This is a genomic window from Aequorivita todarodis (genome assembly GCF_028561335.1).
In the GTDB taxonomy this organism is placed as follows: domain Bacteria; phylum Bacteroidota; class Bacteroidia; order Flavobacteriales; family Flavobacteriaceae; genus Aequorivita; species Aequorivita todarodis.
The window spans coordinates 16454-34044 of sequence record NZ_JAQQTG010000001.1 but is presented as its reverse complement, the minus strand read 5'-3'; the positions used below and the strand labels follow the sequence as shown (position 1 = coordinate 34044).

Here is a 17591-nt window from a genome sequence, read left to right as displayed (position 1 = left end):
TTTGAAGGCAAAAAATTACGTTTACAAGGATGGCTTTTTCAAGCTTTTAACAATAGTAAGTTTTATATTGGTCAGCAATGCTTCGCTGGCGCAGGACACCACAGCCGTTGGCAATGAAATGGGACGGATGGACTTGCCCACTCCAACCAGTATTCAGGATTTATATACTTATGATCCTATAACGGACAGATACATTTACACCCAAACTTTGGGTAGTTTTAATATCACATATCCCATAATTCTTACCCCCCAAGAATATCAGCGCCTCATTCAAGAGGAACAGATGAAGGAATATTTCAAACAAAAAATTGACGCTGCTGACGGTAGAAAAGAAGGTTCTGAGGAACAGCAAAAAAACCTACTGCCAACATTTTACGTGAATTCAGGGTTCTTTGAATCTATTTTTGGCGGAAATACGATTGAGGTAATTCCGCAAGGTTCTGTTGAAATGGATCTTGGATTGCTGTACACAAAACAAGACAATCCCGCTTACTCGCCCCGTAACCGAAGCAATTTCTCTTTTGATTTTGACCAAAGAATCAGTTTGAGCCTTTTGGCGAAAGTGGGAACCAGACTTCAGGTTACCGCAAATTATGACACCGAAAGCACCTTCGATTTCCAGAACCAGATAAAGTTGGAATACACCCCGACGGAAGACGACATCATTCAAAAGATTGAAGTGGGTAACGTTAGCATGCCGCTGAACAGTTCATTAATTCAAGGGGCTCAAAGCCTTTTCGGGGTAAAAACACAACTTCAGTTCGGTAAAACTACCATCACAGGGGTTTTTTCTGAACAGAAATCGGAAACAAGAACCGTTACTGCTGAAGGCGGAGCCACCATTACAGATTTTGAACTTGCAGCTTTGGATTACGATGAAAGTCGCCATTTCTTTTTGTCACATTATTTTAGGGACAATTATGATCGCGCCTTAAAACAATATCCCTTTATCAACAGCAACGTCCAGATTACCCGAATGGAGGTTTGGATAACCAACCGCACCAGCCGTACTGAAAACGTGCGAAACATTGTGGCGGTTCAGGATATTGGGGAATCCGATCCAACAAATATTGGATTGAGCACACCTCCGGGAGGCTTTATTAGAGCACCGCGAAATGCCTATCCCGACAACGGGAACAACCTTTTTAACCCCTTTGGAATAAACGGAGGGGCTCCATCATTGCTAAACCCGGCAATCCGGGACGTGGCGAGTGTTCGGCAAGGATTCACAGGGCTGCAGGTAAATGAAGGTACCGATTATGTTACACTTGAGAACGCCCGAAGATTGGATGCAGGGGAATATTCGCTTAACTCACAATTGGGCTATATATCATTAAACCAACGTTTGACCAACGATGAGGTTTTGGCGGTTTCGTTTCAATTTACCGTTAATGGAAAGGTGTATCAAGTAGGTGAATTTTCCAATGATGGGGTAGAAGCAAACGGCGGCACCAATAATAATGGCGGCGGCGGTGGAAATCCTCCCGGCGGGGAAGTTGGACTTGCCCAAAACCTCGTTGTAAAACTTTTAAAGAGCAGTATTACCAATGTGGAAGAACCAGCCTGGGATTTGATGATGAAAAATATCTATCCCATTGGTGCATACCAACTTGAAAAGGAAGACTTTAAGCTGAACATATTTTATACCGAAGCATCACCGCGTAATTATATAGAACCAGCGCAGGGGGGTCCAGAACTTCCCGATGATGTGAAGAATCAAATTCTTTTGAAGGTTTTCAACGTTGATAGATTGAACTTCAACAACGATCCCGTACAAGGAGGTGATGGTTTCTTTGATTTTCTGCCCGGAATAACCGTAGATGCCCAAAACGGACGGATTATCTTTACAACGGTGGAGCCTTTTGGAAAACACTTGTTTGATAAGCTGAATGTGCCATCAATTCCGGCTACCTATGATATGCCGGCTACCTATAACGCAAACCAGGCGAAGTACGTTTTCCGAACACTTTATACCGGAACAAAAACACAGGCAGAGCAGCAGGAAAGCGAGAAAAATAAATTCCAGTTAAAGGGAAGTTACAAATCCACGGGCGCTGATGGAATTCCAATTGGAGCTTTCAATATTCCACAGGGTTCCGTTACCGTAACCGCTGGAGGACGCACTTTGGTGGAAGGTGTGGATTATACCGTAAACTATCAATTGGGAAGGGTCCAGATTTTGGATCCCTCATTGTTGAACAGCAACATTCCAATTTCCGTTAGCACTGAAAACAATTCGCTTTTTGGGCAGCAGAGCAAACGTTTTACGGGCTTGAATGTGGAGCACAAGTTTAGCGATAAATTATTGGTGGGCGCAACCTACCTCAACCTTAACGAACGCCCATTGACCCAAAAATCATCCTATGGCGTAGAGCCCATCAACAACAGTATTTATGGAATAAATATAAATTATTCCACCGAGGTCCCATTTCTTACAAGAATGGTGAACCATCTTCCCAATATTGATACGGATGTTGAATCCAACATTTCGTTACGCGGTGAATTCGCTTATTTAAACCCGGGTGCTCCAAAGGTTTCCGACTTTGATGGAAAAACCACCGTATATGTGGATGATTTTGAATCTTCACAAACCGGTAATGACATTAGCTCACCTTCCAGTTGGTCCCTATCCAGTGCCCCTATTGGTTATGGAGGTGAATTGGCCAATGATAATTTAGGGTATAATTACAAGCGTGCAAAACTGGCTTGGTACAGTATTGACCCTATTTTCTACAGTAGCCAAAGACCGGAAGGCATCAATGATGAAGACCTCTCTTCTCCTTTTACCCGTCGTGTTTTTAGGGATGAAATTTTTCCACTCCAAGATATCATTCAAGGCCAAACCCAGGCTTTATTCACTTTAGATTTGGCTTATTACCCATCAGTTAGAGGGGAATATAACTACAGTCCCGAAGCGGCGGGCGGTAATACATTGCCAAATCCCGAGGATCGCTTTGGAGGGATAATGCGACCACTGACTACTACTGATTTTGAAAAATCGAATGTGGAATACATTCAGTTTTGGGTTATGGACCCTTTCATTTATGATGAAAACAGTGGAAACCCTGGGGGAATGTTGAATTTTGACCTTGGAAGCATTTCAGAAGATGTATTAAAAGATGGAAGAAAACAATATGAAAACGGATTGCCTAAAGATGGAAGTGATAATAACACTACAAGTACAGCTTGGGGTAAGGTGCCTACCAACCAATCTCTTGTTTACACCTTTGATTCCGAAGGACAGGAGCGCGTAAATCAAGATATTGGATTAGATGGTTTGGACAATGCTGGTGAAGGCGCAAAATTTCCAGCTTTTGCAGGTCTTCCAGATCCTGCAAATGATGACTACCAATACTTTTTGCAAGCCGACGGAAGTATTTTGGACCGTTACTTAAAATATAACGGAACCCAAGGAAACTCTCCCGTAGAAGTTACAAACACCAATCGGGGCAGCACCGCCCAGCCCGATGTGGAAGATATAAATCGTGACAACACCATGAACACGATTGACAGTTATTTTGAATACAATGTTCCTTTCCAGAACCTTAACGGACAACTGGATACCGATAACAACAAATATGTTACCGATGTAAAGTTACAACAGATAACCACCCCAGATAATAATACTATAGATGTGCGATGGGTTCAGTTTAAAGTCCCTATCAGCAAGCCTGACCAAGCTATCAACGGTATTTCAGATTTTAGGTCTATCCGTTTTATGCGAATGTTCCTATCACAGTTTTCACAAAACACCGTATTGCGTTTCGGGACTATGGAATTGATTCGCGGCGATTACAGAAGATTTGAAAAAACGTTGGACGATGTAACCTTTGAAGATCCGGCCAATGACGACACCCTTTTTGAAGTTGGCTCAGTAAGCATTGAAGAAAACGAAAACCGCCAGCCTATTCCGTATGTACTGCCTCCGGGGCTTGAGCGCGAGCAGCTAAACAACAACAATAACATTATTCGCGAGAACGAGCAATCGCTTTCGTTACGGGTTTGTGGGCTGGAACAAAATGACGGTCGTGCGGTTTACAAAAACTTTAATGTGGATATGCGCCAGTACAAAAACCTGGAAATGTTCATCCATGCAGAATCCATTATAGACAATACCAATTCAACAGAATTGCAGGATGGGCAATTGGTTGCATTCATCCGTTTGGGGAATGACCTTACCAACAACTATTACGAAGTTCAAATACCGTTGAACCCAACAAACTTTGGCGCCAGAAGTGCCGAGGAAATCTGGCCACTTGCGAACCGTTTAAATCTGCCGTTGGAATTGCTTCAGCAGATAAAAACAAAAGTGCTTGGCGATTCGAGTTATGACCAAACAGTGGTAAACTTCTTCAACCAATCTGAACTTGATGGAGGTGGAACCAATGGCGAAAACGAACTGCGTATAGGTATAAAGGGAAATCCAAGCTTTGGAAACGTCCGCACCATTATGCTTGGAGTAAGAAACGCTACAAATGATGAGCTTTGTGGTGAAGTTTGGTTCAACGAGCTCCGAATGTCCGAGCTTAAAAACAAAGGCGGTTGGGCAGCGGTAGTAAGTATGGATGCCAATATTGCAGATTTTGCGACCATTAGCGCCACGGGAAAAAGAAGCACCATAGGTTTCGGTTCCCTGGAACAAGGTCCGAACCAAAGAAGCCGCGAAGATTTTCAACAATATGGTGTGGTTACCAATTTGAATCTTGGACAGCTTTTGCCGAAAAAATGGGGGGTTCAACTTCCATTCAACTATGGACGTTCAGAAGAATTGATAACTCCGCAATACGATCCCGAATTCCAGGATATTGAATTGGAGACGAGGCTGGACAATACAGAGGATCAGGACGAAAAAGACCGGATAAAGAATCAATCGGTAAATTATACCAAACGCGAAAGTGTAAACCTAATCGGGGTCCGTAAAGAACGAACCGGAGATTCCAAAGCTAAGGTATATGATATAGAAAATTTCACGGGATCCTTTTCCTATAACCAAACAGACCATCACGATTTTGAGGTGGAAGATGCGCTGGAACAAAACGTTCGTGTAGGGGCAACTTATAATTACAATTTCATAGCAAAACCAGTAGAGCCTTTCAAAAAGAACGATTCTATATTTAGAGGACAGTACTGGAAGTTTATGAAGGATTTAAACTTTAACTACTTGCCGACAAATATTTCGGTAAGCTCTAACATTACACGACAGTACAACGAACAGAAGTTTAGGGAAATTGATTTGCAGGCCGGTAATATTGGTTTGCCAAGATTATACCAACGCAATTACCTTTTTGACTGGCAATACACCATCAACCATAACTTGACCAAATCGTTGCGGTTAAACTTCACTTCCACAAATAACATGATTGTGAATAATTATTTGAACGATGACGGCGAGGTTAACAACGATATTGGCGTATGGGACGGTTTCTTTGATGTGGGCGATCCAAACCAGCATTTCCAATCGTTACAGTTAAACTATGATTTGCCATTCAGCAAGTTTCCATTCTTGAAGTTTATTAGAGCCACGTATTCATATACGGGCGACTATCAATGGCAACGCGGAAGCGAACAGTTTAATAATTTGCCCATTGAGTTGAGCGATGGCACCACAAATACGTATAATCTGGGGAATTCCATCCAAAATGCAAGCACGCACCAAATCAACTCTAGCCTAGATATGAACAGCTTTTACCGTTACGTTGGGCTTACAAAAATTAAGAAGAGCAAACGAAAAAAATCTGCTTCCGGCGAAGGTGACGAAAAAGGTGAAAAAGGCGAAAAGGAAGGAAAAGAGGGAAGAGAAGGCAAATTGGGCCCCGAAGAGAAAGGTGCGCTTTCAAATGGGAAAACCGGGTCGCCAAGCGTTCTTGGAAGAGGTGCCAATAACGAAGGAGGTTTAAATGCCGGAGATAAAGTATTGAATACCGCCATTGGTTTTGCAACCATGCTGAAGAAAATACAATTCAACTATCAGGAAAACAACGGTATTTATTTGCCCGGTTACATACCCTCCATCGGTTTTATTGGTACGCTTAAACCAACCGCCGGGTTTGTTTTTGGAAGCCAGGCTGAAGTTCGGGATCTTGCCGCGCGAAAGGGTTGGTTGACGTTATACCCGGAATTTAACGAACAATATACAGAAGTTGAAAGCCGCCAAATGGACATTCAAGCTAATTTGGAGCCTGTAAACGATTTGACTATCGACGTAAACGGAAGCAGGATTTATTCCGAAAACTATGCCGAAAACTATATAGTCCAGGACGGTCTTTATAATTCCCTGACCCCAAATACCTTTGGAAACTTCAACATATCAACAGTCTTGATTAAAACCGCGTTTAGTTCCAGCGATGAGAACAGTTCTGCTGCTTTTGACGAATTCCGAAGCAACCGACTGGTCATTGCAAACAGACTGGCTGAAGACTACTACCAAGGAAGGCCAATTCCACGGGATGCAGAGGGTTACCCGGTTGGTTTTGGAAAAAATAGCCAAGATGTGTTACTGCCATCTTTCCTCGCGGCATATAAAGGAAGCAATGCGTCAAAAGAAAAAACCGGAATTTTTAGGGATATCCCGCTTCCAAACTGGGATATTAAATATACGGGTTTAATGAACATTCCTTGGTTCAAGAAAAACTTCAAGCGCTTTTCTCTTGCCCACGGCTATAGGGCCAGTTATACGGTAAATCAGTTTCAATCCAATTTAGATTATGACCCTAATGACCCCGAAGCGCCGGATCAATCAGGTAACTTCAAGGTAAAGACCTTATTGACCAATGTAAACTTGACCGAGCAGTTTTCACCCTTATTGCGCCTGGATTTTGAAATGAACAACTCGGTAAAAATTCTTGCCGAAATGCGAAAGGACCGTGCACTTTCCATGAGTTTCGCCAACAATCTACTCACGGAAATTAAAGGGAATGAATACATTATCGGTCTTGGCTACAGAGTTAAGGACCTGCGCATCTCCACTAATTTCGGCGGAAAAAAATCAGTCATAACCAGTGATTTGAACTTTAAGGTCGATCTTTCAAGAAGAGATAACATAACAATCGTTAGGTATTTAGATATTCAAAACAACCAAACCACTGCTGGACAGACCATCTATGGCGCACAGTTGTCTATTGATTATGCGCTGAGCAAAAATTTAACCGCCTTGTTCTATTATGACCATACATTCTCTAAATATGCCATCTCCACGGCATTCCCACAAACAACCATCAGAAGTGGATTTACCCTTCGCTATAACTTTGGAAACTAAGAATTTAAATATTGATTTATTATGAACGTACCCTCAAATTTAAAATACACAAAGGACCACGAATGGGTTCTAATTGAAGGCGATACCGCAACTATTGGAGTTACTGATTTTGCTCAGGGCGAGCTCGGCGATATTGTGTATGTAGAAGTCGAAACCGTTGGCGACACGATGGATAAAGATGAAGTATTCGGGACGGTTGAAGCTGTAAAAACAGTTTCAGATCTGTTCTTACCACTTTCTGGAGAAATCATCGAATTCAACGAAAGCCTTGAGTCTGAACCCGAAAAGGTGAACTCGGATGCCTATGGTGAAGGGTGGATGATAAAATTGAAAATTTCAAACCCCGATGAAATAGCAGAACTACTGGACGATGATGCCTATAAAGCACTTATTGGCGGATAAGCCACTTTTGCTTATTGCGATACTGTACAGTTGCCTAATTTCAGTTCTGTTCTTTATTCCTAGCCAAGATCTGCCCAATGTCCAAATTTCAGCATTGGACAAAATTATCCACGTTTTCATTTATTTTATATTGGTAAATCTTTGGATGTTGTATCTCTATAAAAAAAATGATTTCCGATTTAACAATAAATGGATGCTCACCGTCCTGCTTTCAGTACTGCTTTATGGCATAATAATTGAGATATTACAGGGGCTGTTAACAATTTCACGCAGTGCAGATATTTTTGATGTAGCCGCGAACTTAATAGGTTCACTGATTGGAATCTATTTTTTCAAAAGCGTAAAAAATAAATTTAAAACTTAAAATTTCAATTAAGTTTTAAATTGAATGATAATTTCTATATTTTAGCAACACGTTAAACCCACTATTATGGAACCCAAAAAAAATCCGAAAGCAGACGTTAGTCGAAGAAGCATGCTTTTTTTCCAACTCGGAATGGTTGTTATGCTTTTCCTTGCTTGGCAAGCAATTGAATGGAAATCTTATGATAAATCCGATAATGACTTCGGAAAATTGGACGTAGGTGAAGATCTTGAAGAAGAGATTCCAATCACACAACAATTAACGCCACCGCCACCACCGCCACCGCCACCACCAGCACCAGAGGTTATTGAGGTTATGGAAGATGAAGTGGAAGAGGAGGAAACCGTAATAAAATCTACCGAAGTAAAACAAGATGAAAAAATTGTTGAGGTTAAGGAGATTAAAGAAGAAGCGGTTGAGGAAGAAATTGCCGACGTTCCTTTCGCAGTAATTGAAAATGTGCCTATTTATCCGGGCTGTGAGAATGAAAAAGGAAATGATGCAAAAAAGAAATGCATGTCCTCAAAAATTAGTGAATTTATCAATAAAAAATTCAATACCGATCTGGCTTCAGATCTTGGTTTGGACGGAAGGCAACGTATTGCCGTTCAGTTTAAGATTGATAAAAACGGAAAAGTAGTAGATGTACGCGCCCGTGCTCCACACCCAAGATTGGAGAAGGAAGCCGTTAGCGTAGTACAATCCTTGCCCGATATGACCCCGGGAAAACAACGTGGGAAACCAGTTGGGGTGCTTTATTCCCTTCCAATAGTTTTCGATATCCAATAAATAATTATAGAAATTTTTAAAACCCCGTGTTTGCACCAGCAAATACGGGGTTTTTTCGTTTTGGCACAACAGTTGTATCTCATAATATGTGTAACCTTTTAAATTTTGTATTATGAAAGCAACAGCAAAAAATACCCGAAACAAGAGAGCCGAAAAAAAGCAAATTAACATCAAATGGAATTCACGTTTGTTTTTCCAAATAGGTGTCATTGCCAGTTTGTTGGTTGTTTTCTTCGTAATGCAAGCCAATTTTGAACTGAATGTTGCGGAATTTAAACAGCCAACGTATGACGGCATTGAAGAACCGCCCATGAAGGAATATGTAATTGATGTGGACTTGCCCAAACCCGCAGAGCCCATTAAAAAGATAATTGAAAAACGAGTACCCATACCAAAAGTAGTTGCGAGCAACAGCTTCGTTGTGAAGCCAAATGCAAGTACAGATGTGGAAACGCCAATTGCAGCCACTGATGCTCCAGTGGTTGAAACGCCGGCGCCGCCTTCAAATGCTACGGAAACTTTTGAGGACACCAAGCCAAAGAATATGCTAAATGTAGAATTTGTTCCCGTTTTTCCCGGCTGCGAATCTTTGGGATCAAACGCCGAAAAGGTGGAATGCATGTCTTCTAAAATAAATTCCTTTATCAATAAAAATTTCAGAAAAGGAGTATTGGAAGGTTTGAACGCAAACGAAACCTATAAAATCTATGTAAATTTCAAAATAGACTCAAAAGGATACGTAACCGATGTGAGGGCAAATGCCCACAATGAAAACTTAAAGAAAGAAGCACAGCGCGTAATCAATAATTTGCCGACTATGAAACCCGGTAAACAAGGGAATAGGAATGTGGATGTGCTATACACGGTACCCATTACTTTTAATATCCAATAATATACTTTTAATAAAAAAGGAAGGCTCCCAATAAAAAAGGGGGCCTTTTTTGAATTTGGTCATTACAAAAAAACTGTATCTTTCGGCATTAAACAGTCAAACCACGATGAAGCAGTTTATATTTCTTTTTATTTTTTGTTTTTCAGCAGGTTCCTTTGCACAGGTTCCTTCGGCCCAATATGAAAAATATCCGGTTTTTGAGGAATGTGCCAATGCAGATGTCAATGCTTTGGAAAATTGTTTTAAAAACACACTGCAGCAGTTCATTTTTAAAAACTTCAAAGTCCCCGAAAAGGTTTTTTCGGAAAATTATAAAGGAAATGTGAATGTTCTGTTTGAAGTAACGAAGGAGGGTAAGTTCAAAGTATTATATATCGATGGAATCTATGATGAATTAAAAGAAGAAGCCCGGCGCGTTTTTGAATCGCTTCCCGAAGTAGCACCTGCAACCTATAACGGATCGCCTACGTATGTGCAATTTACCTTGCCCATTGCCATTCCGCTGGTTGCACCTGGGGAAAGCATCATTCAGACCGAGGAAATTTCAAAGAAAAACGAAAGAGAAGCACTGGTTAATGAATACGATGCCCTTGAAAATCTTCCCTACAATAACGAGGAGTATAAAAGCAATATAAACATTCCGTTATCGCACCATAATTACAGTCTTTTTGATCCGGCTTTAAACCGGGTGGGCTTGAATAACCATACCGCCCAAAAGCCGTATGTTTACAACGAAGTAAATAAATACTACGATTTTGAGGCGGCCAATAAGGAAATTTTAAAAAACAAGACTTCGTGGTTTGGCCGAAAACTTTGGAACGAACACCTGGTTACAATCAAAGGGAAAGACTATTGGTTAACGCTGGATGCTGGTGTGGACTTACAGGCCGGAAAGGATTTTGATGCAGATATTGACACCTATAACAACACGCGCTTGGTCTATACACAGGGTGGTATTGGGAAGCAGATCGGCTTTTTTGGGGTCATCTATGAAAGTCAGGGACGTTTTGCAGATTATTTTAATAGATATGCGGAGTCCATTCGTCCAGACGGTGGAAACCCGGCGATCATTCCGGGGCGTGGTATTGCAAAGGAATTTCGCTCTGACTCCTATGATTATCCCATAGCAACGGGACATATTTCCTATACGCCATCAAAATATTTCAATATTCAATTAGGGCATGGCAAAACATTTCTTGGAGATGGGTACCGTTCGTTATTTACCAGTGATAATGCCAGCCCATATCCGTTCTTCAAAATAAACACTACTTTTTGGAAGCTGAAATACACTAACACCTGGATGTCACTGCGCGATGTGCGGCCCGAGGTTACTGAAGACGGTTCTTTCCGAACAAAATATATGGCCAACCATTATTTGAGCTACAACATCACAAAACGATTGAATATTGGGCTTTTTGAATCGGTAATATGGCAGAACGACAATAACCGGGGTTTTGACGTCAACTATCTCAACCCTATAATTTTTTATCGCGCCATAGAGTTTTCAACAGGATCCCGAGGCGGGAATGCGTTGATTGGTATAAGTGCAAAATACAAAGTGAATGACCGTGTAAATGCCTACGGCCAATTTATAATTGATGAATTTTCTACCAGCGATGTTTTTGGCGGAAAGGGAAGTTATAAAAACAAAACGGGCTATCAGCTTGGGTTGAAATATTACGATGCATTCGGTTTAAAAAACCTCTATTTACAAACCGAGTACAATAGGGTGCGGCCCTATACCTATTCGCATAATACCGTGGTCCTTAATTATGGGCATAACAACCAATCTATGGCACATACCCTTGGCGCCAATTTTTCTGAATTTATCACAATTGCGCGATACCAAAAAGGAAGAATTTACGGCGATGCCAAGTTTATTATTGCAAAACGTGGCTTTGAGTTCAACACCCCAGAAGATTCATTTTTCTATGGGGGAAATATTTACGGAAACGAGGATGACCGTATTTCAGATGATGGCAATAACCTGGCCCAAGGAAACACAACCAATTTTTTCCACGCCGAAGTGCAAGCGGGCTACGTCATCAATCCTGCGACTAACTTAAAGATTTACGGAAGTTTTATTTTTAGAAGCTTTGACCCGGAGGTGGATACCGAAACCGTATTTAAAAACCAAACTACCTGGGTAAATTTTGGAATACGAACAGATTTGTTTAATTGGTATTATGATTTTTGATAAAACCTGGCCAAAAACTGCCAGGTTGCTTGAAAGAGGGATTTCTAATTATTAATTTTTCTTTTTGTGTTCTTGTTCCTTCATCATTTTTTCAACCTTTTCGCGAGCTTGTTTGTTTTTTTCGGCATTGTTTTCAATGGATTTTCGTTCTCCGGCAACACTTTTGTAAATCATTCTTAAAAAAGCCTCAGTGCTTATAAAACCTGTGCCATACCCTTCGGCATCATATTCCTTTGTTATGTCGGTCATCTTTGCTACCTCGTCTTCAGTCTTTTTGTTGAGGTAATTCGCATAAACTCTTTTGTAAACAACGGACAGCATATTCTCGGTTTTTTGAAGATCTTTATAAGTGCCGAGGTTTCCGTGGCCCGGAATTATTTTAGTGTCCTCATTTATTATCAATCGCGCTTTCCCCAGGGCTTCAATACTGCCCTTCAAACTGCCGCCATTTTCAATATCGATGAACGGATATTTTCCATTAAAGAAAACGTCGCCAGTATGTAACACGTTGCTGCTTGTAAAGTAAACCATAGCATCACCGTCGGTATGGGCGTTGTGCACGTGGAAAACATATATTTTTTCGCCATTATAATGGAACGTGAGGTCTTCCGAAAAGGTAACTACCGGAAGCGCTTCCTCAGGTATTTTTTTGGTATCTCTTTGAATCATTCCCTGTAGTCGTTTGCGCACGTTTTCTTGTGAAAAGATTACCGCCCCCGTTTGCGCCATTGCCGCATTCCCGCCCGTATGGTCGCCATGGAAATGTGTGTTTACCAAAAACCGAACTGGCTTATCACTCATCTTTTTAATTTGTTTCTGGATTTCTTCGATGTCTTCCGCAAATTGGTCGTCTATCATAAAAACACCATCATTGCCAAAACTGAGCCCAATGTTGCCGCCATTGCCCTGCAGCATATAGATTTTGTTGCTGACTTTTACGAGTTTGGTGTTTATTTTCTCCCCGGTATCGGTTTGCGCAAAGGCTGTTAAAACGAAAAATAGAAAGGCGGTGTTTAGGACGAATTTTGAAAACATTTTTTTTTAATTTTAAAATTGGTTGAAAATACTAAAAATGCTGAAATAAAGCATAACATTGTCAAGAATATATTGCGGAAAAATTACAGGAAGCGTATCTTTGCCAGCGTAAAAAAAAGAGCTTGTCCGTTACCCAATCACAATCAATTACCCAGTCCGTTGTTAGGAATTTTATCGAAATCACCAAATTTCGGCTTTCCGTTAGCGTAGTCTTCTCATCTGTTGCGGGTTATTTGTTGGGCGCCGATTCCATTGACTTTTATATACTTTTCCTTTTGTGCGTTGGGGGTTACTGTATGGTGGGCGCTTCCAATGTTTATAACCAAATAATAGAGCGCGATCTCGATGCACTCATGGAGCGCACTAAAAACAGGCCACTTCCCGCTGGACAAATGACGGTTCAATCTGCCTTTGTTCTTGCCGTTATTTTAACTGTGGTCGGCATCGTGGTTCTTTACTCCATTAACCCAATAACAGCGATGTTTGGGGCTATATCCATTTTTATGTATGTCAGTCTTTATACGCCCTTAAAAACAAGAACGCCGCTTTCGGTTTTTGTGGGTGCCTTTCCGGGGGCTATACCCTTTATGTTGGGCTGGGTTGCTGCTACCGGTAAATTTGGAATTGAACCGGGAACCTTGTTTATGATTCAGTTTTTTTGGCAATTCCCACATTTTTGGGCCATCGGTTGGTTTCTTTTTGAAGATTACCAAAAAGGAGGCTTCTTTATGCTTCCCAATGGAAAGCGTGATAAGGGCACAGCAATTCAGGTAATTTTATATACAATTTGGACGGTGCTGGTGTCGCTTGTTCCAGTTTTGGGAATTACCGGAAAACTTTTCTTGACGCCCATTTCAGGAATTTTGATCGGTCTTTTGGGCATGGGGCTTATCTATTACGCCCTTCGCCTTTACAAGGAAAAAACATCAAAGGCCGCCAAACAGCTTATGCTTGCAAGCGTGAGCTATATTACACTGCTGCAGATAATTTATGTAGCTGATAAATTTTTAAGATGAAAAGGCTGGGTGCTGGGCGAAATGATTCAACAAATCTGCCACACTAAGCGCAGCCGAAGTGCCGAATTAACGAACTAACCAATTAACGAATCAACAAAATATAAAATGGATTTAACCGAAGGAACTGAAGAGAGCAAAAGAAATAGGGCAAAGAAAAACATACTCTGGTTTGGTATTATTAGCTTAACGATGAGTTTTGCGGGACTTACCAGTGCGTATGTAGTGAGCAAGGAAAGGCCAGACTGGATTTCAAGTTTTGAAATGCCGCAAGCATTCTACATAAGTCTTGTGTTGATAATCGTGAGTAGCGTTACCATGTTTTTTGCACTTAGGGCAATTAAAAAACAGCAAAACAAACCTGGAATGTTTCTTTTGGTCGCCACTTTTTTGTTGGGCGTCCTATTTGTCGCGTTTCAGTTTATTGGTTTTTCCGAAATTGTAGAAAGTGGGTATAATTTTACGGGGCCCACAAGTAGCATTACCACTTCTTTTATCTATTTGGTGGTTTTACTGCACGTGGCACACGTTTTTGGTGGGCTTATAGCGCTTTTGGTTGTAATTTATAATCATTATAAACTAAAATATGAAAACGGTAAAACCCTTGGTGTTGAACTGGCTGCCACTTTTTGGCATTTTGTGGATGTAGTGTGGATTTACCTGTTTTTATTTTTATATTTCGTTAAATAAAAATTAAACGTATTTTTGAACCTTATTTAAAACCAAATTACTTTTATGGAAGCTACTGTTGTTAAAACAGGTACCGAAGGAAAAACCTGGGGCGGCGGAAACAATCCGCTTAAAGCAAGTTACGGCAAGATGATGATGTGGTTTTTCATCCTTTCTGATGCCCTTACTTTTTCAGGATTTCTTGCCTCTTACGGATTTTCAAGATTCAAATTTGTAGATGCTTGGCCCATCCCGGATGAAGTGTTTACGCACTTTCCATTCCTGCACGGGGTAAATGCGCCCATGTATTATGTGGCATTTATGACCTTTATTTTGATTTTTTCCTCGGTAACGATGGTTTTGGCCGTAGATGCAGGCCATAAAATGAAACAGAATAAGGTAATCCTGTATTTATTCCTCACCATAATTGGCGGTCTTATTTTCTTGGGCTCACAAGCTTGGGAGTGGGCAACCTTTATCAAAGGCGATTATGGGGCAATAGAAACAAAAGGCGGGCAAATTGTTCAGTTTCTGGATAAAGAAGGGGAACGGGTAGCACTTCGCGATTTCGCCGCTGCGGCCACTGGGGAACGCACAGAGCAAACAAAGGAAAATGGAATTTGGTACAAACCGGAAGCTGAGTATTTTCCAAGTGTTTCTTTTGAACAGGTAAAAGAAGGTTTCTTGGCCAATGACAATATTTTGGTAAGAATCCAACACAAGGATGAGCACGGGCGGCACATCATTTTAAACCGTGAAGAATCCATTGCAAAAGTAGTGAATGACGGCGCTATGGTAGTGGAAGGTGCAAACCTTCGCCACAACGAATATGGCCATCCGCTCTTTGCAGACTTTTTCTTCTTTATTACCGGGTTTCACGGGTTTCACGTTGCTACCGGGGTTTTTATAAATTGTATTATATTTTTCAACGTAATATTGGGCACCTACGAGCGCCGCGGCCATTACGAAATGGTCGAAAAAGTAGGACTGTACTGGCACTTTGTGGATTTGGTATGGGTATTTGTATTTACATTCTTTTATCTTGTATAAATTTTTTATAGTAGAAAAATGGCACACGAACACAAATTGGAAATATTTAGAGGAGCTTTAAAGTTCAAATCAAACGTGAGTAAGATTTGGGGAGTATTTGTGGTACTTTCCATAATTACCACGGTAGAAGTGGCCTTGGGGATTATCCGCCCAGACTTTTTGGTGGACCATCACTTTTTGGCGCTAAGACTCCTTAACTGGGTGTTTATAATCCTTACGCTTTTTAAAGCGTATTACATTACTTGGGACTTTATGCACATGCGCGACGAAACCGCGGGCTTGCGCAGGGCGGTAATCTGGACTGCAGTTTTCCTAATAATATATTTGGTAACGCTGGTATTGATTGAAGGCGATTATATTTTTGAAGTATATAAAAACGGATATATAAAATTTAATTTTTAGACCTATCCCTAATGTATAGTAAAAACCCTCTTTTTTGAGGGTTTTTTTATGAACTGAAACTTTAAAATTAACACCCAAAACATTGCCCAGACCCCTTTTACCCTGTATTTTTGCAAACCAGCCAATCTACCTTTTTCGACATGAAAAAAAATAGTGCAAATATTAAGAAATATATCGTCCTCGGCATCCTGTTTATACTGCCTATAACGGCATATATATTTTTTGCAATGAGCACCAATTATTTTAAGCCGTTGCCGGTATTGACACCTTCAGTCGCTGAGTTGGATGGCTTTAAGGATCTTCAAGGGAAACCAGTCCAGTTGGAAGACCGCATTACGGTTTTGGGGTTTTTCGGAAATAACCTGGAGGATCACAGGGCGTACGCCTATAACCTTGCCCAAAAAATATACAGCAAGAACCACGAGTTCAAAGAATTTCAATTTGTGATCCTATTGCCCGAGGGCGCCCAAGAACAGGCTAAAAACATTGAGCAAAAACTGAAACAGATAGCACCCACCGATGCGTGGTTCTTCGCCTTTGGTCCCGAAACGGACATCAAGCGGGTTTTTCAGTCGCTTAACTCAAACCTTGCGCTGGATTCCAATCTGTCCAGCCCCTATGTTTTTATAATAGACAAAGAACGGAGCCTTCGGGGAAGGAAAGATGACGAGGATGCAGGAGTGATGTATGGTTTTGACTCCAGCAACATTGCAGAAATAAACAACAAAATGAGCGATGACGTGAAAGTGCTTTTGGCAGAATACAGACGGGCTTTGAAGAAGTATAAATCGAACAGGGAGATATAAGAGTTTACAGTCGCAGTCGCGGTTTTCAGTTGGCCCGCGTTCATAATGAATATTTGGATAGTATTAACAGTAGCTTTAGAATCATCTAAAAAATGAAAAAGAATTATTCATACATAGGCATTTCATTTATTATTTTGATTTTTGGAATTTGGGCGGTGCCAAAAATCGTGGATACCCTTTCAAAATCCGATCTTGAAACTATTGGTGCCGTACCCGCTTTCAGCTTTACGGACCAGCACGGAAAAACGATTACCAATAAAGACTATGAAGGCAAAGTGTATGTAGTAGAGTTTTTCTTCACTACCTGCCCCAGCATTTGTCCAATTATGACCGAAAACATGATCAAAATCCAAAATGAGTTTTTGGGCAATCCCAAAGTCGGCATGGCTTCCTTTTCCATTGATCCCGAGCACGACACACCCGAAGTTTTAAAGGAATACGCAAAAACTAAGGGCATTACAAAATTACAATGGCATCTTTTAACGGGCGATAAGGAAAAAATATTTAAACTCGCAAACGAAGGTTTCAATCTGTACGTGGGCGAAGTGCCAGAGGCAGACGGAGGTTTTGAACATTCCGGCTTTTTCGCATTGATAGACCAAAATGGCAACATCCGTTCCAGAAAGGACGACAATGGAAACCCGATGATTTATTACGATGGACTTGACGATAAACAGCTACAAATGCTAAAAGAAGACATCAAAAATTTATTGTAAC

The 17591-nt window shown here is 40.9% G+C and carries 13 protein-coding genes; 12 read left to right on the top strand and 1 reads right to left on the bottom strand.

From position 1 onward, the window contains the following. Window position 1: 1 nt before the first annotated feature. The 6 genes from sov to POV26_RS00120 all read left to right on the top strand — a co-directional run bounded on the left by sov (window position 2) and on the right by POV26_RS00120 (window position 11899). The gene (gene sov / locus POV26_RS00145; RefSeq protein ID WP_419179996.1) at window positions 2-7255 is read left to right on the top strand and encodes a T9SS outer membrane translocon Sov/SprA; all 7254 of its coding nucleotides are present in this window, start codon (window positions 2-4) and stop codon (window positions 7253-7255) included. A 21-nt stretch (window positions 7256-7276) separates the two neighbouring features. Continuing rightward, window positions 7277-7657 (top strand): glycine cleavage system protein GcvH, encoded by a 381-nt coding sequence (gcvH, locus tag POV26_RS00140; protein WP_272854465.1) that lies wholly within the window; start codon window positions 7277-7279, stop codon window positions 7655-7657. After that, entirely contained in the window at window positions 7626-8021 is a 396-nt protein-coding gene (locus POV26_RS00135) for a VanZ family protein (protein ID WP_272854464.1), read from the top strand. The genes gcvH and POV26_RS00135 overlap by 32 nt, the downstream gene beginning before the upstream one ends. Before the next feature lie 66 nt (window positions 8022-8087). Beyond that, window positions 8088-8810, top strand: a complete 723-nt coding sequence (locus POV26_RS00130; RefSeq protein WP_272854463.1) for an energy transducer TonB — start codon at window positions 8088-8090, stop codon at window positions 8808-8810. A gap of 112 nt (window positions 8811-8922) precedes the next feature. After that, the gene (locus tag POV26_RS00125; RefSeq protein ID WP_272854462.1) at window positions 8923-9702 is read left to right on the top strand and encodes an energy transducer TonB; all 780 of its coding nucleotides are present in this window, start codon (window positions 8923-8925) and stop codon (window positions 9700-9702) included. Between the two features lie 106 nt (window positions 9703-9808). Further along, window positions 9809-11899 carry a gliding motility protein RemB gene (locus POV26_RS00120; RefSeq protein ID WP_272854461.1) on the top strand — a complete coding sequence of 697 codons (2091 nt, stop codon included), beginning with the start codon at window positions 9809-9811 and terminating at the stop codon, window positions 11897-11899. A gap of 51 nt (window positions 11900-11950) precedes the next feature. Here POV26_RS00120 and POV26_RS00115 read toward each other — a convergent pair whose 3' ends face one another. Further along, complete coding sequence (locus POV26_RS00115) at window positions 11951-12934, bottom strand: MBL fold metallo-hydrolase (RefSeq protein ID WP_272854460.1); 984 nt, start codon at window positions 12932-12934, stop codon at window positions 11951-11953. A 122-nt stretch (window positions 12935-13056) separates the two neighbouring features. Between POV26_RS00115 and cyoE the strand changes: the two genes are divergently transcribed. From cyoE to POV26_RS00085, 6 genes are all read left to right on the top strand, one after another. Then, entirely contained in the window at window positions 13057-13950 is an 894-nt protein-coding gene (gene cyoE / locus POV26_RS00110) for a heme o synthase (protein WP_272854459.1), read from the top strand. A gap of 105 nt (window positions 13951-14055) precedes the next feature. Beyond that, the gene (locus POV26_RS00105) at window positions 14056-14637 is read left to right on the top strand and encodes a cytochrome c oxidase subunit 3 (RefSeq protein ID WP_272854458.1); all 582 of its coding nucleotides are present in this window, start codon (window positions 14056-14058) and stop codon (window positions 14635-14637) included. A gap of 45 nt (window positions 14638-14682) precedes the next feature. Further along, window positions 14683-15666: a cytochrome c oxidase subunit 3 gene (locus POV26_RS00100; protein WP_272854457.1), complete on the top strand. Its 984-nt coding sequence runs from the start codon at window positions 14683-14685 to the stop codon at window positions 15664-15666. Window positions 15667-15684: 18 nt separating this feature from the next. After that, complete coding sequence (locus POV26_RS00095) at window positions 15685-16068, top strand: cytochrome C oxidase subunit IV family protein (RefSeq protein WP_272854456.1); 384 nt, start codon at window positions 15685-15687, stop codon at window positions 16066-16068. Between the two features lie 140 nt (window positions 16069-16208). Continuing rightward, window positions 16209-16874 (top strand): hypothetical protein, encoded by a 666-nt coding sequence (locus POV26_RS00090; RefSeq protein WP_272854455.1) that lies wholly within the window; start codon window positions 16209-16211, stop codon window positions 16872-16874. A 92-nt stretch (window positions 16875-16966) separates the two neighbouring features. Next, window positions 16967-17590: an SCO family protein gene (locus POV26_RS00085; protein WP_272854454.1), complete on the top strand. Its 624-nt coding sequence runs from the start codon at window positions 16967-16969 to the stop codon at window positions 17588-17590. Window position 17591 lies beyond the last annotated feature (1 nt).